Source organism: Rhizobium sp. ARZ01 (genome assembly GCF_014851675.1).
Classification (GTDB): domain Bacteria; phylum Pseudomonadota; class Alphaproteobacteria; order Rhizobiales; family Rhizobiaceae; genus Mycoplana.
This window is the reverse complement of the sequence record NZ_JACVAE010000001.1, coordinates 2,929,240-2,946,152: the sequence shown is the minus strand read 5'-3', so window position 1 is coordinate 2,946,152 and position 16,913 is coordinate 2,929,240. Positions and strand designations below refer to the sequence as shown.

Here is a 16,913-nt window from a genome sequence, read left to right as displayed (position 1 = left end):
TGTCAGGTTCTAAGCCCTCGAGCACGGAAGACGAAAGCCACGAACGACAAATTTGGTTGGGGCGCGGAGTGTCTCGCTGGGCGAAACAAGGCGCGGTAGGGCCCCGAGGGGGAAAGCAATGAGGTATCGTATCGATTGCTCGTTGTCGCCAACTCTGCTCTGGACGAAGTGCCGATCCTTTCCCCCGGCTTGGCCAAGGGCAGGGGGCCGCGTGTTTCGAGTTGCTGTAATCATCCTCGCCCTGATTGCCGCCGATGTTGCTCGTGCGGACGGCTACCTCGTGGACACGGGGGATGTCATTCGCGTGCTGGTGCCCGGCGAGGCGGCTTATCCTCTGGAGGTTGCGGTCGACGACCAGGGCTTGATATCCCTTCCGCTGCTGGGTGAAGTTCAGGCGCGGGGCCTGACCACCATTGCACTTTCTCAGAGTATCCAGCGCGCCTTTCAGCAGCGGAAATTAATCCTTGATCCGTACGTCATGGTAGAGATCGGGCAGTACCGACCATTTTTCATCTCCGGTGCAGTCACTCACCCTGGATCCTATCCGTTCCAGCCGGGAATAACCGTCCGCCACGCGCTCGCCCTGGCCGGTGGGTTCCGGCCTACGACCGCCGGCGAATCTGTCCCGGCACTGCAGATTGCGGATCTGCGCAGCGAGCGGGCAAGCCTTACGATTGAAGAGTATCGCCTGAAGGTTCGACTGGCCCGGCTCCATGCCGAGAGCAGGCTGGTCGATACCTTCGTTGCTCCGCCGGACCCGCCTGCCGAACTTGGCCAGAATATGATTGACGACATCATTAGGACCGAACAGACGCAGTTGAGAGCGCAGCTTGGCGCGTTCCGCGACGAGATATCTTTCCTCGAAGCCTCCCTGGATCGCGCGAAGAAGACAGCCGAAGCGGTCGCCAGCGCGAAGGCGGAGCGGGAAACGACTGTCAAGGATCAATTCGAAAAATTGGAATCCGTTCGATCCCTGCGCAAAAAGGGTCTCCTGACCAATTTGAATATCATAGCAGAAGAACGCGCGCACAATAGCTACCAGCTCGCACTTACCCAGTCCGAGCTAGAGGAGACGCGTATGCAGCAGGAACTGCTCAACTTGGAAAGCGAATTGCGAAGGAAACACCAATCGCATGAATTCCAGTTGATTGCGGATACTCAGGATACGCAGGTTGCACTGGCAAAACTGACAAGTCAGCTCAGGTACGTCATGGACAAGCTCCTGTTCGTCTTCGAGTATGGCGAGCACCGGACGATCGATGACTTACAGGGTTCGGTGAAGATCTCGATTTTCCGGCGCGGCCAGAAGGCGGGTCAGGAACTTATCGCGGATGAAAATACGGAAGTGAGGGCTGGCGACGTCATCGAGGTATCGGTCGTTGCGAGCAGGGGGTTCTATACGCCAAGTGTATCGGGTCCCGAAACGACAGCGGGTGCCGACAGGAAAGGCTTTTGAGTGGAGCTGTCTGCCACTGAACTTTCACCCGATGGCGATTAGAGCCTCGGCCGTTTTGAACCGTCCCACGTTTCCGGACGCCGGAGCCTGGATTTTGCGTCATTCGAGGCGGCTGCCCTGAGCAGGCCAATCAATGAGCCCAATTGTATGGTCGCCACGGCCAGGAGCGTTAGGAGAATCAAAGCCGGTGGGCTGGCGATCCCCAGTTGTTTCGTCAGATAGACGGGCGTACCCACCAGCACGAAGCCGGATGACAGAAAGATCCAGGCGACGTGCCTGAAGCGTCCTCCGAGATAGCCAACCGTCAACAATACGGTGAGTTCAAGCACCTGTTGTTCCTCTACCTAAGCCTTTGGCTCATGACCTCCATCTCGATTCCCCGACTATGGCATTTAGTATGAATGAAAAGAATGACGGTCATGCAACAGTGTTCGAAGTTTCGACCGGCAAGGCTGATGTTTCCCTGAATGGATCAGAGTTTGGCGACTGAACCATTCGAGGCGCCAGCCCGAATGGTCGCTCCGCGATGAGATAGAGAACAACCTGTTCACCGGTGGGGCTCATTTGGTCCCTCCTCTGCGCTGTATTCGGCAAGGCGAGTCTTGAGCTTTTGTATGCCTGATCCGTTTGCCAGTTTGGGTGCGTTGGGCATGGGTTTCGGCGACCACAATCTTCTCTTCGGTATTTTGTTCATGCTCTGCGGCGCGGCCCTGGTGGTGCTGGGAAGCTGCATACGCACGGCTCTTGCTCATCGCGCAGCGCAGCCGAAGCGAATGGCGCTCTTGCGTCGTCAGAAGCAGCGGCCGCGCCGCCGTCACCGTGGCACACCTTTGCAAATAGCCGGCGGGATCCTGATCCTGATCGTGCTCGCCCGGGTTGGCTTCGAATTCCTGACGGCCGATGGCGGGTGGCGAACAGTCCTCTCCCGCTTTGCGATCGCTCCTTCGCCCGACTTGCTCGACGGTGGCGTCGTCGTCGCGGCGCTATCAGAGCAATTGTCCAGGCTGCAGAGCGGCTCATTGGATATCCTCTCGCTCTGGCTGGTGGTCGCAGCCTTGGGGCTATTATTGCTCGCAGTTCCGCAGCGGCGGAAACGGAGAGGTGCTGCATCGCGTGTTTCGGCGAATGCCTCCCCGAATTCGCGTTCTGTCAGCTTCGGACCGGCGCCGGGTGACGAATTGGCCGGTGCTTTGCGCTCTTGCAGGGGCGCGCTTTTGGCCGTCGCCATTTTCTGCGGTGTGAGCAACATTCTCATGCTGAACGGCGCAATCTTTATGCTGCAGGTCTATGACCGCGTGCTGCCGAGCCGCAGCATTCCAACCCTGATTGGTCTGTCGATACTGGCAGCCATTCTTTTCCTTGGCCAAGCGATCATCGACCTAATACGCGGTCGCATCATGATTCGGATCGGCGCCGAACTGGACGAGGCGGTCTCGGGACGGGTATTCACCGCCATGGCGCGACTGCCCTTGCTGGTTGGGCAGCAGGGCGAGGGTTTGCAGCCCCAGCGCGATCTGGATAGCATTCGCACCTTTCTGGCGAGTCCCGGTCCCAATGCGCTTTTCGAACTGCCGTGGCTGCCCTTCTACCTGGCGATCATATGGAGTTTCCATCCCATCCTCGGGATAACTGCCATTTGTGGTGCCATTGTACTCGCGAGCGTGACAGCGGCCACTGAGGTACTTACACGCAAGCCGGCGGGGGCTGCTGTATTGACGGGAATCCGGCGGAATAGCTTGGCCGATGCGAGCCGTCGGAACGCGGAGGTTCTGGCGGCGATGGGTATGGGCCGACGCCTGCATGACCAATGGCAGGAGGCGAGCCGCGAACATATTTCCGAACAGCAACGAGTGAGCGATGTCGTAGGAGGCCTGGGCAGCATCTCACGGGCCTTACGGCTGATGCTGCAGTCCGCCATGCTGGGCGCGGGCGCTTGGTTGGTGATCCATGGCGAGGCGACGGCCGGGGTCATCATCGCAGGATCAATCCTCGCGGGGCGGGCACTGGCACCGGTCGACCTCGCCATCGCCAACTGGCGTAATTTCGTGTCCGCTCGCCAGAGCTGGCGCAGGCTGAGCCGATTGCTTTCGCGTCTGCCCCAGGAGGCGCAGCCGATGGCGCTACCCATGCCGCGCTCAAATTTGAGCGTGGATAGGATTGCCGTTGGCGCGCCGGGCGCCCAGCAGATCATCGTGCAGGGCATCGAGTTCAGTCTGAGTGCAGGGGCTGGGCTCGGCATCATCGGCGCCAGCGGCTCGGGCAAATCAACCTTCGTTCGCGCGCTTGTCGGCGCATGGCGGCCAACGGCTGGTCGAATAAAGCTGGATGGCGCCGCGCTCGACCAATGGCCGCAGGAGCACGTTGGCCGCCTTATCGGTTATCTGCCGCAGGACGTAGAGCTTTTCGCTGGAACGGTGGCCGGCAACATCGCCCGCTTCGAGCCGGGTGCGGACGCCGAGGTTGTTGTCGCCGCTTCCCGAGCGGCGGGCGTTCATGAACTGATCGTCAGTCTGCCCAACGGCTATGAGACACAGATTGGCGAGGGTGGAGCCATCCTCTCGGCTGGACAGCGTCAACGCATAGCACTCGCCCGTGCCCTCTACAGGGATCCTTTCCTGGTCGTCCTGGACGAGCCGAATTCGAATCTCGACGTGGAGGGCGAGAACGCCCTTGGCAATGCCATTCGAGGCATTACTGCGCGTGGCGGCATCGTCGTGATCGTCACGCATCGGTCGAACATACTTGCTGCCGTAGACCTCTTGATGGTGATGAAGGAGGGACAGATGCATATGTTCGGTCCGCGGGATCAGGTATTTTCGTCGCTTTCCTCATTGCAGCCTGCCAGCAGCGATGGCTTGAAGCTCGTTGCCACCTCGCCGAAGCTGCCGAATCGAAAGCCTCGGACCTGAACCATGCCAGCTATCCGGCCAAACAGATCAGCCTCCCACCGGCGATCCATTCGCCGCAATCTACTGGGAGGAGTTACGGTCGTTGTGCTGCTTGTCGGCGTTGTCGGCGGTTGGGCGGCAACAGCCGAGATCTCGGGCGCCATTGTCGCCCGTGGCACCGTTGTCGTCGAAACCAATGACAAGAAAATTCAGCACTCGACCGGTGGCATCGTCAGCAGGATTTTCGTCCGCGACGGTGCCCATGTAGAAGCCGGGGAGCTCCTCGTACAGCTCAATGACGTCGTTCCCCGCGCCAGTCTGGCTTTCGTGACGAAGAGCCTGGATGAGCTCTATGCCCGCAAATCGCGTCTTGAGGCCGAGCGCGATGGCCTTGGGCAAATGACGCTTCCGCAGACGCTTGTCGAGCGGATGGCCGAACCTGCGGTTGCAGCGTTGATCGCGAGCGAGCGGAGACTTTACGAGCTTCGCCAGGTTGTACGATCCGGCAACATTGCGCGCCTTCGCGAGCGCATTGCGCAACTCCAAAAGCAGATCGAAGGCTATTTGGCCCAGGAAGCAGCCAAGGGCAAAGAGATCGAGCTGATCAAGGATGAACTTGGCGGCATTCGCGACCTTGTCGAAAGGAAGCTTACGCCAATGTCGAAGCTGACTGCCTATGAACGCGATGCGACGCGCATTGAGGGCGAGAGGGCGCAACTGGTTGCTAGCACTGCGCAGGCGAGGGGGGCTATCGCCGAAGTGCAACTCCAGATCCTGCAACTGGACAAGGAATTCTCGAGTGAGACCGGGAGCGAGCTGCGCGAGGTCGATGCCAAGATCGCCGAATTCGAGGAGCGCAGGGTTACTGCAGAGGACCAACTGTTGCGCGTCGATATTCGCGCTCCATCCAGCGGCACCGTCCATCAGTCAGCGGTCCACACCGTCGGCGGCGTGATCAGCGCAGCTGAGCCGATCATGCTGATCATTCCCGACAACGATACCCTGACGGTCGAGGCGAAAGTTGCTCCGCAGGACATCGACCAGCTCTCGGTCGGCCAAAGTGCTCTTCTTCGATTTACCGCCTTTAATCAGCACAGCACGCCGGAGGTAACGGGCTCCGTGTCGATGATCGCAGCCGATGTCTCGCACGATCAGCGCACGAACGAGACCTACTACGTCGTACGGATTGCGTTGAACCTTGAGCAATCGAAGCGCCTCGGCAGCGCCTCGATCGTTCCTGGAATGCCGGTCGAAGTGTTCATCAAGATCGGCGATCGCACGGTGGTTTCTTATCTGATGAAACCTCTGACGGATCAGATGATGCGTGCATTCCGGGATCAGTAGGTGCCGCATTGTGACTGCTAGCTGGCTCCCGGCCTGTTCAGTAATCGGAGGATGCAATGACCACCATGAAGCTGAGGCCTCCGATTTTTTTGATCGGAAATTACCGGTCTGGGACAACCATTACGCAGAATTTGATCGGCCTGCATCCGGACGTGGTCACTTGGTATGAACCCAGGACGCTGTGGCTATGCGCAGACCCGGGGCGGCAACACGATGAGTTCGCAGAAAGCGATGCGACGGAGAAGGTCACCCGTTACATTCGCCGCCGCTTCCTCAAGTTTCAGCTGCAGAACGGCGGCCGCCAGATCATGGAAAACACACCATCGAATGTCCTACGCGTGCCTTATGTGCAGGAAATTTTTCCAGAGGCAACGTTTCTTTTTATAACGAGAAATCCTTTCTCTTTTATAAGCTCGATGGAATTGAAGTGGCAAAAAACAAAAACTTTTAAAGGCCTGAAAAGAACTCTTTCCGTTGTCCCGGTTTGGCAACTACATTACTATGTAGGATCCCTGGTAAGGCAAATGATTGTGAAGAAAATACTTAGGGGGAAGTATACGCCGATCTATGGGCCCAGATACAAAGGAATCGATCTGGATCTGAAAGTGAACGACAAGCTGGCTGTGATCGCCCGGCAATGGGCGCGCGGCAATCGCAAGGCCCGCGAAGACCTCGCCAAGCTCGGAACTGGCCGTGTGCTGACGTGTCGCTATGAGGATCTGATGGAGGATACCGAGGCTACCTTGCGACAGATCTACGATCACTGCGGACTGACCTGCAGCGACGATATCGTTCGTGCGGCCAAGGAAATGGTCGATCCCACCCGTCAGGAAAAGTGGCTCCGCCTCGATCGCGAAAAGCTGAAAGCAATCATACCGGAGGTCCAAGAGGAGATGGGCTACTACGGCTACGAAGTCCCTCCGATGCTTCGATGACGTGCCGCACCCGGTGGCTGGCATCGTGGAACTCAGCGTCCGACCACCAGGGATTTGGGAAAGCTGCAAAAGCGAAGCGTTCGGTTCGGTCGCATAAGGAGAGCGCGTGTGAGCAATATCAGGCAAGGACTGGCTAAGCGCAGCGTCGTGGGCATGCTCTGGACAGGCCTGTCTATGGGGGCCCTCGCGGTGGCGGAGGTCGTTGCGCTATTTGTCCTCGCCCGGCTGCTCTCCCCCCATGAATTTGGCCTCTACGCCGCGGCCCTGGTCGTCATCAAGTTCTCGGCCATATTTGAGAACCTTGGTGTTGCTCCTGCAATCGTGCAGCTACCTGCGCTCGATGAGCGCCACCTTCGGGTCGGCTTCACCTTGGCACTCCTCCTCAGTTTCGTAGTTGCCGGGCTGGTCTGGTTTGGGGCGCCGGCTATTGCGAACATGCTGCGCGTTGCCGATCTGACGCCCGTGGTGCGTGGCACCTGCGTGGTCTTCCTTTGCCAGGGTGTTGCAATGGTGGCGCAGGCTGTCGCCCAGCGCGCGCTTCGCTTCGAATGGCTGGCGGCCGTTGATGCCGTTGCGTTTGCGGTCGGATTCGTTGTCGCGGCCCCGGTGTTCGCCTTGCTCGGTTGGGGCATCTGGGCGCTCGTCGGGGCACTGGTAACCCAGAATATCCTGCGCATGGTCGTGTTGCTGCTCGGCCAGCCACATCCGAAACGACTTTTGCTGGAACGGCGCGCAATCGGCGACCTGCTCTATTTCGGTGGCGGGTTCACGCTGGCCCGGATCTGCAATTACCTTGCCACCCAGGCCGACAGGCTCGTTGTGGGCCGCTGGCTTGGAGCGGAAGCGCTCGGCGTGTATTCGATTTCCTCTCAGCTTGTGACAACACCCGCAGTCATTGTCGGCCAGATCCTCGATCGCGTTCTCTTTCCAACCATGGCACTCGTGCAGCAGGAGCCCGCTCGACTCGCCCGTGCCTACCGCAGTGCGGTTGCGACTTGCGCGCTTGTCGTGTTGCCGGGCAGCGTTGTCGTCGCGATCGCTGCGCCCGAACTCGTGTTCGTCCTGCTCGGGCCGGGATGGGACGCGGTTGTCGCCCCTCTCCAGATTCTTGCGGTTGGGATGTTGTTCCGCACCAGCTACAAGCTTAGCGACTCCATGTCGCGTGCAACCGGCGTGGTCTACGCCCGGGCCTGGCGACAGGCAATTTTCGTGATCGCCGTCGTGTTGGGTTCAGTGATCGGGCAGCTCTGGGGCGTATCAGGCGTAGCGGTCGGTGTCGTCGCGGCCGTCGCTGCCAACTTCATCCTGATGGCGCATCTCAGCCTTCGTGTCACCGGGATGCAATGGTCCGAATTTGTCGCTGCACACATCCCAGGGTTGGCCCTTGCAGGCGTGGTCGGAGCGGCGTCCTGGGTCGTGGCGGACCAACTGCGCCAAGCCGAGGTGACGCCGCTCATCTTCCTCCTCAATGTGGCAATTGCTGCAGGCATCACGGGACTGGTGTTGTGCTGGCTCCTGCCGTCGCTGTTTCTTGGACGAGACGGGCAGTCCGTGGTTCGCCTAGTTGCTGGATTGGTGCTGCAGCGCGGCCGACCGGGATAAAGGGGGAAGAGGTCCGGCCGAGTGGCCCGGTCCGGGCGGGCGATCCGCCAACACGTTGCATTCGGCCCTCAGGGCCCTCGGAGGAGGGCCATTCCGTCGTATCGACGATGGCCAACTCCTCCCTTCACCGCAAAAGACGGCGGCGTCCAAAAAGCGATCATAGGCAAGTCGGCCTACGTTCAGCGGCGATGCCATCGGCCCTCGCTATCACCTTGCGTCCGCCGAAGCGGTCGCAGGCCTGAAACCTGAGTGAAACAGGCGCGCGGAAAGGAGATACGACATGACTGGATTGGGCCGGTTTTCTAGCATCAAACCGTTCGAGGTCGACTACGGCATCAATAGCTACCGACTGGGCGATGGTGGGCTGATGACCGTGACTGGTGTCACCGGTTCATCTGTCGCAATGCATCTCGGCGCCGATGGCGTTCTGCCGTTGACGGTACCCTCGTACGGGAACGCTCATCAGAGCTTCGCATGGCACCAGCTTTGGGATGGCTATGGCGTCGCTCACGAAACTGGTCGTGAAGACCACTGGCGGCGCCCGGATTCGTTGTTGACAGACATGCTTCCAGCACTGGAACCGGATGTGAACGGTTTGCAGCAGGTCGGCGCCGTGCACGACTCTCTGAGAGCGGCCGGCAACGTATGGAGCCACGTGGACAACGGCCATGCGGCGCCCCCCTTCAGCGACATCACCGCGGCCCCGGAAGCAGCGGTGAGGGCGGCAGAGACTGCGGACGAAACCAGTTCGCAGGTTCCGGCAAGCACGAAGCAGGTGCCGCAGGGCCAGACCGACGCGTCGCCGGAGCCGGCAGCATTGGCAACCGACGACGGCGCAAAAGAAGGCCCCACCGGGATGAGCGTGCAGAGCCTTGCTGCTGCGAGCACCTTGCTTGCCGCTGACCCTATTTTCGAGGCAAGGGTAGCGAGCGCCGGCGATGACGTCGAGGAGCGGGGCTCAGGCTCGATGTCAAGCAACGTCAATGATTTGGAGTTGGGCTTCGACGGAACAAGCCGTCAGACGGTCGGGCTTCGCTTCACCGGCATCGACATTCCCAAGGGCGCTATCATCACCAATGCCTATATCCAGTTCACGGTCGACGAGGTGACGACCGGGACGGTTTCTCTCCTGATCCGTGGCGAGGACACGAACGATGCGGCAGCCTTTACCACCGCCAAGTTCAATGTGTCCTCGCGCCTCGCCACCGATGCATCCGTCGCCTGGGCGCCGCCGGATTGGACGGTGCGCGGCGAGGCAAGTCTTGCCGAGCGCACACCGGACCTCAAGGCGATCATCCAGGAGATCGTCGACCGCGACGGCTGGGCGGCACTGAACGATATGGCTTTCCTCGTCACCGGTACCGGCACCCGCACGGCGAAATCCTTCGAGGGCAGCGCCACCGGGGCGCCGCTCTTGCACATCGAATACCATGTGCCGACGGCCGGCGCCCCGGTTGCCTTCAACACGCCGGTTGACGCCGATGCCGCCACCAACCAGATCGCGGAACTGGCCGCAGCAGGCACGGTGGTCGGCATCACCGCCTCGGCCCGGGATCCCGATGCCGGCGATACGGTGACCTACAGCCTCAACGACACGCGCTTTGCCATCGACGCCAATGGCGTCATCACGCGTTCGGGCACAGGCACGCTCGACTTCGAGACCCAGACCGCGATCACGCTGACGGTGACGGCGACCTCCTCCGACCGTAGCACCGCAACCCAGACCTACAGCCTTGGCATCCTCAACAGTCCGGAACCGGTCGCCTTCAACACGCCGGCCGACGCCGATGCGGCCACCAACCAGATCGCGCAGAACGCTGTCGCGGGTACCAAGGTCGGCATCACCGCCTCGGCCAGGGATCCCGACGCCGGCTCGACCGTGACCTATAGCCTCAACGATTCGCGCTTCGCCATCGACGCCAATGGCGTCATCACGCGTTCCGGCACCGGCACGCTCAATGCCCAGAGCGAACCATCAATCACCCTCCATGTGACGGCAACCTCCTCGGACGGCAGCAGCGATACCCACGACTACGCCGTCAACGTTGCCACAGGCACCCCCAGTCCGCCCACGTCGGCGACCCTGATGCACACGATACTGACGTCCCAGTGGTCGCCGGAGAGCCCTGACCCGTCGGGGCTCACCTATATTTCCCACCTCGGAACACTGCTGGTTTCCGACGGCGAGGTCGACGAGATGTCGATATTCAAGGGAAAGAATCTCTTCGAGATGAGCCTGAACGGTACGTTGGTCAGAGCGACCACCACGACCGGGTTTTCGGACGAACCAAGTGGAGCTGCTTACAATCCGACCAATCGACACCTCTATTTCTCTGATGATACCGGCACGAAAAGCGTCTACGAACTTAACCCCGGAACAGACGGACTTTACAACACGGCCGATGACGTCGTGACCTCGTTCAAGACATCCGCATTCGGCAGTTCGGACCCGGAAGGGCTTGCTTACGACACCAAACGCGGCGTCCTGTACCTCGCGGACGGCGCAGCGAAGATCTACACGATCAACCCGGGCGCGAACGGCAGGTTCGACGGCGTGGCCTCCACCGGCGGCGATGACGTCGTGACGAGTTTTCCGATCGGTACACTGACAAACGGGGATCCCTGCGTCGAATACGACCCCGTTCACGATCTGCTCTATGTCGTCAAGTCGCGTACCCAGGTGGCGATGATGACAACGACAGGGCAATCGCTGGGAACGCTCGATATCTCCGCGGCGAATGCACGCAAAGTGGCGGGATTGGCGCTGGCGCCGAGCAGCGACGATGCGAACCAGATGAGCCTCTACATCGCCGACCGAGGCGTCGATAACGACTCCAATCCGAACGAGAACGACGGCAAGATATATGAGTTCCAACTCGACCATTGGCTGCTGTCCTGATCGCTCGTCAGACGATGCCCGCCGCGTCAGCCTGTCGGGTGGCCTACCGGATGGAGAATGCTTGGACGATTGCAAGCCGTTCATGTGGCTCCTGAAGCCACCATGTCTCACCTGCGCGGTGACGAACGGAACAATCTGATCCCCGGAAATTGTCTGCTCCTGTGCGTATTACCTGCGGCGGTGGGCGTAACACAGCGCTCGCGCCAAACGGGTTAGCGGCGGCTTTGCCGTGTGCAGTGCATCGAGAAGTTCAACCTGAAACCGTCGTAGAGGAGGCCGGACATGATCAATTTGTCCCGTGTTCCGTTTAGCGTAGGCGACACGAAGTTGCTCGCGATCGACTTCGCTTTAGGTTTTGACATCAATGGCGGCTACTTGTTCGATACCGCCTCCATGGGACCGGACGGGATCGCCGGTCCGGAGCTGGCGGGAGCCGGCAATTCTGTACCGCAGAGCTCGGGGACAGCCGAACTGAGTGAAAGCCTGGCCAGGCTTGCGCTTGCCGATCACCGTCACCCCTCCTTCGATGAAACTGGCAAGAACGATCACGATCCAGCCGCTGATACTGTGCTCGCTGCGCCGGCTCCCGGTCCAGAGCAGCAGCCGGACGGAAGCAATCCACAGGAGGGTGCGATCCCGTCATTCAGCGCACTCGCGCCGGATCGCATGCCAGGCCCGGCCGATAACACCACGACAATTTCGAGCGCCGCTGCTGTCAGCCTGCTTGCCGCCGACCCAGTCTTCGAGACGAGGGTCGCGTCGGGCGCAAATGACGTCGAGGAACGGCCCTCGGGCTCGGTGTCTTCCACCAGCAGCGACCTTGAGTTGACGATCGATGACGGCACTAACCAGACGGTTGGGATCCGCTTCACCGGCATCGACGTTCCCAAGGGCGCCATCATCACCAATGCCTATATCCAGTTCACGGTCGACGAGGTGACGACCGGGACGGTTTCGCTGCTGATCCGCGGCGAGGACACGAACGATGCGGCCGCCTTTACCACCGCCAGGTTCAATGTGTCCTCGCGTCTCGCCACCGACGCCTCCGTCGCCTGGGCGCCGCCGGACTGGACGGTGCGCGGCGAGGCAAGCCTTGCCGAGCGCACGCCGGACCTCAAGGCGATCATCCAGGAGATCGTCGACCGCGACGGCTGGGCGGCACTGAACGATATGGCTTTCCTCGTCACCGGTACCGGCACGCGCACGGCGAGATCCTTTGAGGGCAGTGCCACTGCGGCGCCGCTCTTGCACATCGAATACCATGTGCCGCCGGCCAGTCCCCCGGTCGGCTTCAACACGCCGGCCGATGCCAATGCGGCCACCAACCAGATCGCGGAACTTGCCGCAGCAGGCACGGCGGTCGGCATCACCGCCTCGGCCAGGGATCCCGATGCCGGCGACACGGTTACCTACAGCCTCAACGATGCGCGCTTTGCCATCGACGCCAATGGCGTCATCACGCGTTCGGGCACCGGCACGCTCGACTTCGAGACCCAGACCGCGATCACGCTGACGGTGACGGCGACCTCAACCGACCGCAGCACCGCAACCCAGACCTACAGCCTCGGCATCCTCAACAGCCCGGAACCGATCGCCTTCAACACGCCGGCCGATGCCGATGCGGCCACCAACCGGATTGCGCAGAACGCTGTAGCGGGTACCAAGGTCGGGATCACTGCTTCGGCCAGGGATCCCGACGCCGGCTCGACGGTGACCTATAGCCTCAATGATTCACGCTTCGCCATCGATGCCAATGGCGTCATAACGCGTTCGGGCACCGGCACGCTCAATGCCCAGTCCGAGCCGTCGATCAACCTCCATGTGACGGCCACCTCCTCCGACGGCAGCAAAGATTTCCACGACTACACTGTCGCCGTCCCTGCGCAGGCGGGTCCGCAGGTTCTGTACCGCTTCGCGGTCCTCGGCGACTTCGGCGACACCAGCCTTAATGGCGAAAAGGCGGTCGCGGCCCTCATACGCAGCTGGAACGCCGATTTCGTTTTGACCGTGGGAGACAATGTCTATGGGCCGCAGCTGATAGACAATGCAATCGGCCAGCAATACCACGATTACATCGGAAACTACCAAGGCTCATACGGGAGCGGCAGCGCGATCAACCGCTTCTTTCCGACGCTCGGCAATCACGAATACAATGACGGCAATCTTTCCAATTACTTGAACTATTTTACGCTGCCCGACAACGAGCGGTACTATGATTTCCAAATCGGGCCGGTGCATTTCTTCGCGCTCAACAGCAACAAGCAGGATCCGGACGGCCGCAGCGCGACGTCAGTCCAGGGGCAATGGGCGCACTCCGTCCTTGATGCGTCGGATGCGAGCTTCAACGTCGCCTACTACCATCACACGGCCTTTAACCCGAGCGGCAGCACCAGCACCATGCGGTGGCCCTTTGAGTCCTGGGGCGTGGACGCCGTATTTGCCGGCCACGAGCACAACTTCTACCGTGAAAATCGGGACGACAACGGCGACGGGGTCGGGCTTCCTTATACCACAACGGGACTCGGCGGGGCCGGCCGCGACGTACCGAATGTCGGCGCCAATCTTGTAACCATCACCGACGCGGGCATGCTGATTGAGTTTTACAAGGTCAGCAGCTTCAACGGGACCGCCGTGACCGGCGTCCTCACGGATTCCTATTTTGTCCCGACGCCGGTGGGCCGTGCCCCGACGACTGGCGCCGGCGGCTATGTGCTGAATGGCACCGTGGGCCCCGACTATCTGTGGGGGCTCGGGAGCGACGCCACCTTGGTCGGCGGTCGCGGCAACGACACATTGGTCGGGGGCAAAAACGCCAACCTTTTCGTGTTCCATGCCGGCGACGGAAGTGACACGATCGTCAATTTCCGACCCGGTACCGCAACCGGTGACGTCCTCGATCTGCGTGATTTTGGCATCGATAGCGCCAGCAAATTCCAGCAAGTGGCCACAAACCAGGGGGCGAATGTGGTTGCCAATCTCGGTGGGGCGAACCAGATTACGCTGCTCGGCCTTCACGCGGATCAGCTCCACGACAACAATTTTCTCCCGACAGATCTCCTCCTTGCGTAATCCGCCTGCTTCCCGTCCGGCGGGCCAGAGCTTTCCCCGGCGAACGCAACAACGCAAAAAGCCGGCATCGCTGCCGGCTCAGACTGCTGAAAAACCCCTGGCGTTTGCCAGGGGTTTTTTGATGCATTGGGGAAACCCGCCCCGACCAGAGCGCTTGAAGCGGCGCACTGGTCGACCATCCCCTGACGGTCACCGCTTATGTTTCCCGCCACCAAAGTCGGAGTGTTTCTTGTGGTAGTGCGTATGGTTTTTGTCTCCCCAGCCATGACCGGGGCGCGAGCCGTTGGACTTGGCAATAGCGCGCGAACTTAAACTTGTACCAAGCAGGAGGGTTATGGATGGAGGTGTAACAGCGGCGAAACGCCCGGCCTTCTTGAGAAAAGCTCGGCGAGCTTCAGATTCAGATGTCAGGCTTTCGGTTGTTTTTTCTACGCCATTTGCTCTATCTTCGGGCATGATAGGTCACCTATACATCACCTTAGAGTAACGTCTTGATATTACCATTTCGCCTTCATAGATGCAATCAGGCAAGTTCGTGCGAAAATAGTCTAAATCTTCGAGCGAAGATCTCCGTTCAGGAGAATGATTGCGATTCGGCGCAGGAGATAGACCGGATCACGTCTTGCCAGTTCTTGGGCGCGTGAAAGCCGCCTGGCGCCCCACAAAATATTACCGGCGAAGCGCAGCGGGGCGCCGAAGACAGGGTGTCTGGATGTAATGACGCGCCTCCAATGCTGGAGACGAATTATCGGACGCTGCATGCACTCGACCGGAATGCTGGTTCCAAAGAAGGAGTGCATGGCCAGCAGTTGTGTGTCGATGGCGTTGCGCACGCCTCTATCCGGCACCGATGCCCGCAAGGCAGTCCAGTCAATTCCATCGCTTTCTGCCAATTGCGCCAAATCATGCAAGTGCCGGAGATCAATCCTTCCGCGCAAGTAATCTCCTTCCTTTACAAGGTCATGCAAGATCCAGTGCAGGGCGCGAGATTGAGCGGAAGGAACTTTCACTCGAAGGTCATTCTGCAGCACGAGCTTCGGGCGCTCAAAGCTGTGTGGACGGTACGGCCGGAGTTCGAGCAGCCCGGCGTCCTGCGGGCGCGCCATGCCGCGCTCGTTAGGGACCTGAAGGTAGCCAAGCTCTTCGAGGCAGGCTTGGGCGGATGCCTCCTCGCGCGCTGCTACGCCTATATCGAGATCGCTTGTCATTCTGCTCGAGGGGAGAACGGGCCGAGAAAGAAACAACGGAACCGCTCCCTTCAACAGAACCGGAACGATGCCGCGTTTGTTGAGCGCAGTGACGGCCTCTTTCAGCTGCGCCCGCAAGCGCATGTTTCGTTCCCGATTGCAATCATGAATAAACTGCAGATATTTGCGCACATCACTGGGGACCCGCTGTATCTGACCGGTCTGTTCGAGCGATGAGAACAGAGCAGGCGTCAGCAATGTGTGGTTTGCAAGTGCAATCACTGCTTGCCAGTCGGCGTTGGATACGAGATGGCCGCGAAGTCCGGCGACCAATGCGTCAAGCGTGTTGGCGGCCCGTATCATGGGCAAGCTCGGCCAATCAGGTCTACCGCGTCATCGAGCCCGGAATAGGTCAGGCTATAGACCGGTGCTGATCCAATCACGCCGGCGAGGACATCGAAGGCGGCGGCGCTTAGTTCACCGCCGGGTGCAAACGCGCCGCTAAGTAGGCCGCGCAGTGCAGCCACCGGGTCGACCGGATCCAAGCTCGGCCTCGCATTGTGATCTCGACGGAGCAGGATGACAGCGCCTATGGGCCGGGGCGCCGACGATACGGTTATAGACGTAGGCACGACATAACGCACGCGCTTGCCGTCCGGACGTCGGAAGATCGGAGCAATATCGAGGCCAGGGACGTGTTTGGCCAGAAGGGACCACGCGCCCGGCTTGACTGCGGGAGCAAATGGAAGCCCCACGCCGAGCCCGTCTGAATTCAGCAGCGTTACATCGTCGGCGGCAAAGCCAAACCCGACCTGGGCCAACGCCAATGTTAGCGTTGTCTTGCCTGCGCCTGGATTGCCGCAAAGCAGCACGATGCGTTCCCCCTTGATGAGGGCAGCCGCATGGAGAGCGAGCTCATAGGGGCAGTGTCTGAGAACGTCGCTCAGCAACTCCCCCTTCAGGGCCGTTGCGATTTCGTCGGGGGCGCAGGACGAAAGCCAATCGCCGTTGCGAAGCAGGTGCAGCCGATCGCCGTGCTCAACCAGTTGAAGCAAAGTGTCGGCCGTCTCCTCTTGGGCCTCGAGATGCTTGAAAACGGTGTTTGCCGGAAAGGCATGGGCTGCCGGATAGAGGATGCGAATGCGGCGCCCCGCAACGGCCAGTACCTGGTTCACATGCGCATGGGGCGAAAGGTCGATCGAAGATATGCGGGGCCGAATGAGGCCCAGGCGCTCCCAATCCTTGAGTGCGGCCTTGACGTGCCCATTCACATCCAGGGGATCAACGTAGCTGCCTGAAGTGGCATAGGCTGGCGTGCCTTCCTGCAGCAGGCGCCAAATTTCCGCGGCGGAGTCGTTTAGGGCAAAAATCGCGCGCTGGGATTCACTGAACAGAACATTCTGCCCCTTTATGTGCACAAGCCGCGCCAGGATCATGAATTGTGACGACGCGTCATCGGCCGGGTCTCGTGCGTGAGCTTCCATCGGTCGTCGATCTGTTCCCTGACACGCCGTTTGCCAGCCGCGCGCCACA

Annotated in this window: 11 protein-coding genes; 7 read left to right on the top strand and 4 right to left on the bottom strand. The window is 60.4% G+C overall.

Annotated elements, in window-relative coordinates; genetic code table 11:
- The first annotated feature begins 211 nt into the window (after positions 1 to 211).
- Positions 212 to 1,456 carry a polysaccharide biosynthesis/export family protein gene (locus IB238_RS13855; protein WP_348648236.1) on the top strand — a complete coding sequence of 415 codons (1,245 nt, stop codon included), beginning with the start codon at positions 212 to 214 and terminating at the stop codon, positions 1,454 to 1,456.
- 38 nt (positions 1,457 to 1,494) lie between these two features.
- Here the strand turns inward: IB238_RS13855 and IB238_RS13850 are convergent, their stop codons facing one another.
- The gene (locus IB238_RS13850; protein WP_192247119.1) at positions 1,495 to 1,785 is read right to left on the bottom strand and encodes a hypothetical protein; all 291 of its coding nucleotides are present in this window, start codon (positions 1,783 to 1,785) and stop codon (positions 1,495 to 1,497) included.
- Between the two features lie 285 nt (positions 1,786 to 2,070).
- Here IB238_RS13850 and IB238_RS13845 point away from each other — a divergent pair, with 285 nt between their 5' ends.
- The 6 genes from IB238_RS13845 to IB238_RS13820 all read left to right on the top strand — a co-directional run bounded on the left by IB238_RS13845 (position 2,071) and on the right by IB238_RS13820 (position 14,193).
- Entirely contained in the window at positions 2,071 to 4,365 is a 2,295-nt protein-coding gene (locus tag IB238_RS13845; protein ID WP_246723551.1) for a type I secretion system permease/ATPase, read from the top strand.
- Between the two features lie 3 nt (positions 4,366 to 4,368).
- Positions 4,369 to 5,688: an HlyD family type I secretion periplasmic adaptor subunit gene (locus tag IB238_RS13840; RefSeq protein ID WP_192247117.1), complete on the top strand. Its 1,320-nt coding sequence runs from the start codon at positions 4,369 to 4,371 to the stop codon at positions 5,686 to 5,688.
- A gap of 56 nt (positions 5,689 to 5,744) precedes the next feature.
- Positions 5,745 to 6,623, top strand: coding sequence for a sulfotransferase (locus IB238_RS13835; RefSeq protein WP_192247115.1), 879 nt, complete (start codon positions 5,745 to 5,747; stop codon positions 6,621 to 6,623).
- Between the two features lie 108 nt (positions 6,624 to 6,731).
- Entirely contained in the window at positions 6,732 to 8,225 is a 1,494-nt protein-coding gene (locus tag IB238_RS13830) for a lipopolysaccharide biosynthesis protein (protein ID WP_348648235.1), read from the top strand.
- A gap of 280 nt (positions 8,226 to 8,505) precedes the next feature.
- Entirely contained in the window at positions 8,506 to 11,124 is a 2,619-nt protein-coding gene (locus tag IB238_RS13825; protein WP_192247113.1) for an RTX toxin, read from the top strand.
- 282 nt (positions 11,125 to 11,406) lie between these two features.
- The gene (locus IB238_RS13820) at positions 11,407 to 14,193 is read left to right on the top strand and encodes a metallophosphoesterase (protein WP_246723550.1); all 2,787 of its coding nucleotides are present in this window, start codon (positions 11,407 to 11,409) and stop codon (positions 14,191 to 14,193) included.
- A 189-nt stretch (positions 14,194 to 14,382) separates the two neighbouring features.
- Here IB238_RS13820 and IB238_RS13815 read toward each other — a convergent pair whose 3' ends face one another.
- From IB238_RS13815 to IB238_RS13805, 3 genes are all read right to left on the bottom strand, one after another.
- Complete coding sequence (locus tag IB238_RS13815) at positions 14,383 to 14,649, bottom strand: hypothetical protein (RefSeq protein WP_192247111.1); 267 nt, start codon at positions 14,647 to 14,649, stop codon at positions 14,383 to 14,385.
- A gap of 92 nt (positions 14,650 to 14,741) precedes the next feature.
- Positions 14,742 to 15,743 (bottom strand): nucleotidyltransferase family protein, encoded by a 1,002-nt coding sequence (locus IB238_RS13810; RefSeq protein ID WP_192247109.1) that lies wholly within the window; start codon positions 15,741 to 15,743, stop codon positions 14,742 to 14,744.
- Positions 15,740 to 16,864, bottom strand: coding sequence for an aldolase (locus tag IB238_RS13805; protein ID WP_192247107.1), 1,125 nt, complete (start codon positions 16,862 to 16,864; stop codon positions 15,740 to 15,742). The genes IB238_RS13810 and IB238_RS13805 overlap by 4 nt, the downstream gene beginning before the upstream one ends.
- Between the last annotated feature and the right edge of the window lie 49 nt (positions 16,865 to 16,913).

Excerpts from the sequence above, each read along its gene's own strand:
- IB238_RS13810 (WP_192247109.1), bottom strand. The coding sequence starts at position 15,743 with ATGATACGGGCCGCCAACACGCTTGACGCATTGGTCGCCGGACTTCGC.
- IB238_RS13815 (WP_192247111.1), bottom strand. The coding sequence starts at position 14,649 with ATGCCCGAAGATAGAGCAAATGGCGTAGAAAAAACAACCGAAAGCCTG.
- IB238_RS13835 (WP_192247115.1), top strand. The coding sequence starts at position 5,745 with ATGACCACCATGAAGCTGAGGCCTCCGATTTTTTTGATCGGAAATTAC.
- IB238_RS13805 (WP_192247107.1), bottom strand. The coding sequence starts at position 16,864 with ATGGAAGCTCACGCACGAGACCCGGCCGATGACGCGTCGTCACAATTC.
- IB238_RS13820 (WP_246723550.1), top strand. The coding sequence starts at position 11,407 with ATGATCAATTTGTCCCGTGTTCCGTTTAGCGTAGGCGACACGAAGTTG.
- IB238_RS13825 (WP_192247113.1), top strand. The coding sequence starts at position 8,506 with ATGACTGGATTGGGCCGGTTTTCTAGCATCAAACCGTTCGAGGTCGAC.
- IB238_RS13845 (WP_246723551.1), top strand. The coding sequence starts at position 2,071 with ATGCCTGATCCGTTTGCCAGTTTGGGTGCGTTGGGCATGGGTTTCGGC.
- IB238_RS13840 (WP_192247117.1), top strand. The coding sequence starts at position 4,369 with ATGCCAGCTATCCGGCCAAACAGATCAGCCTCCCACCGGCGATCCATT.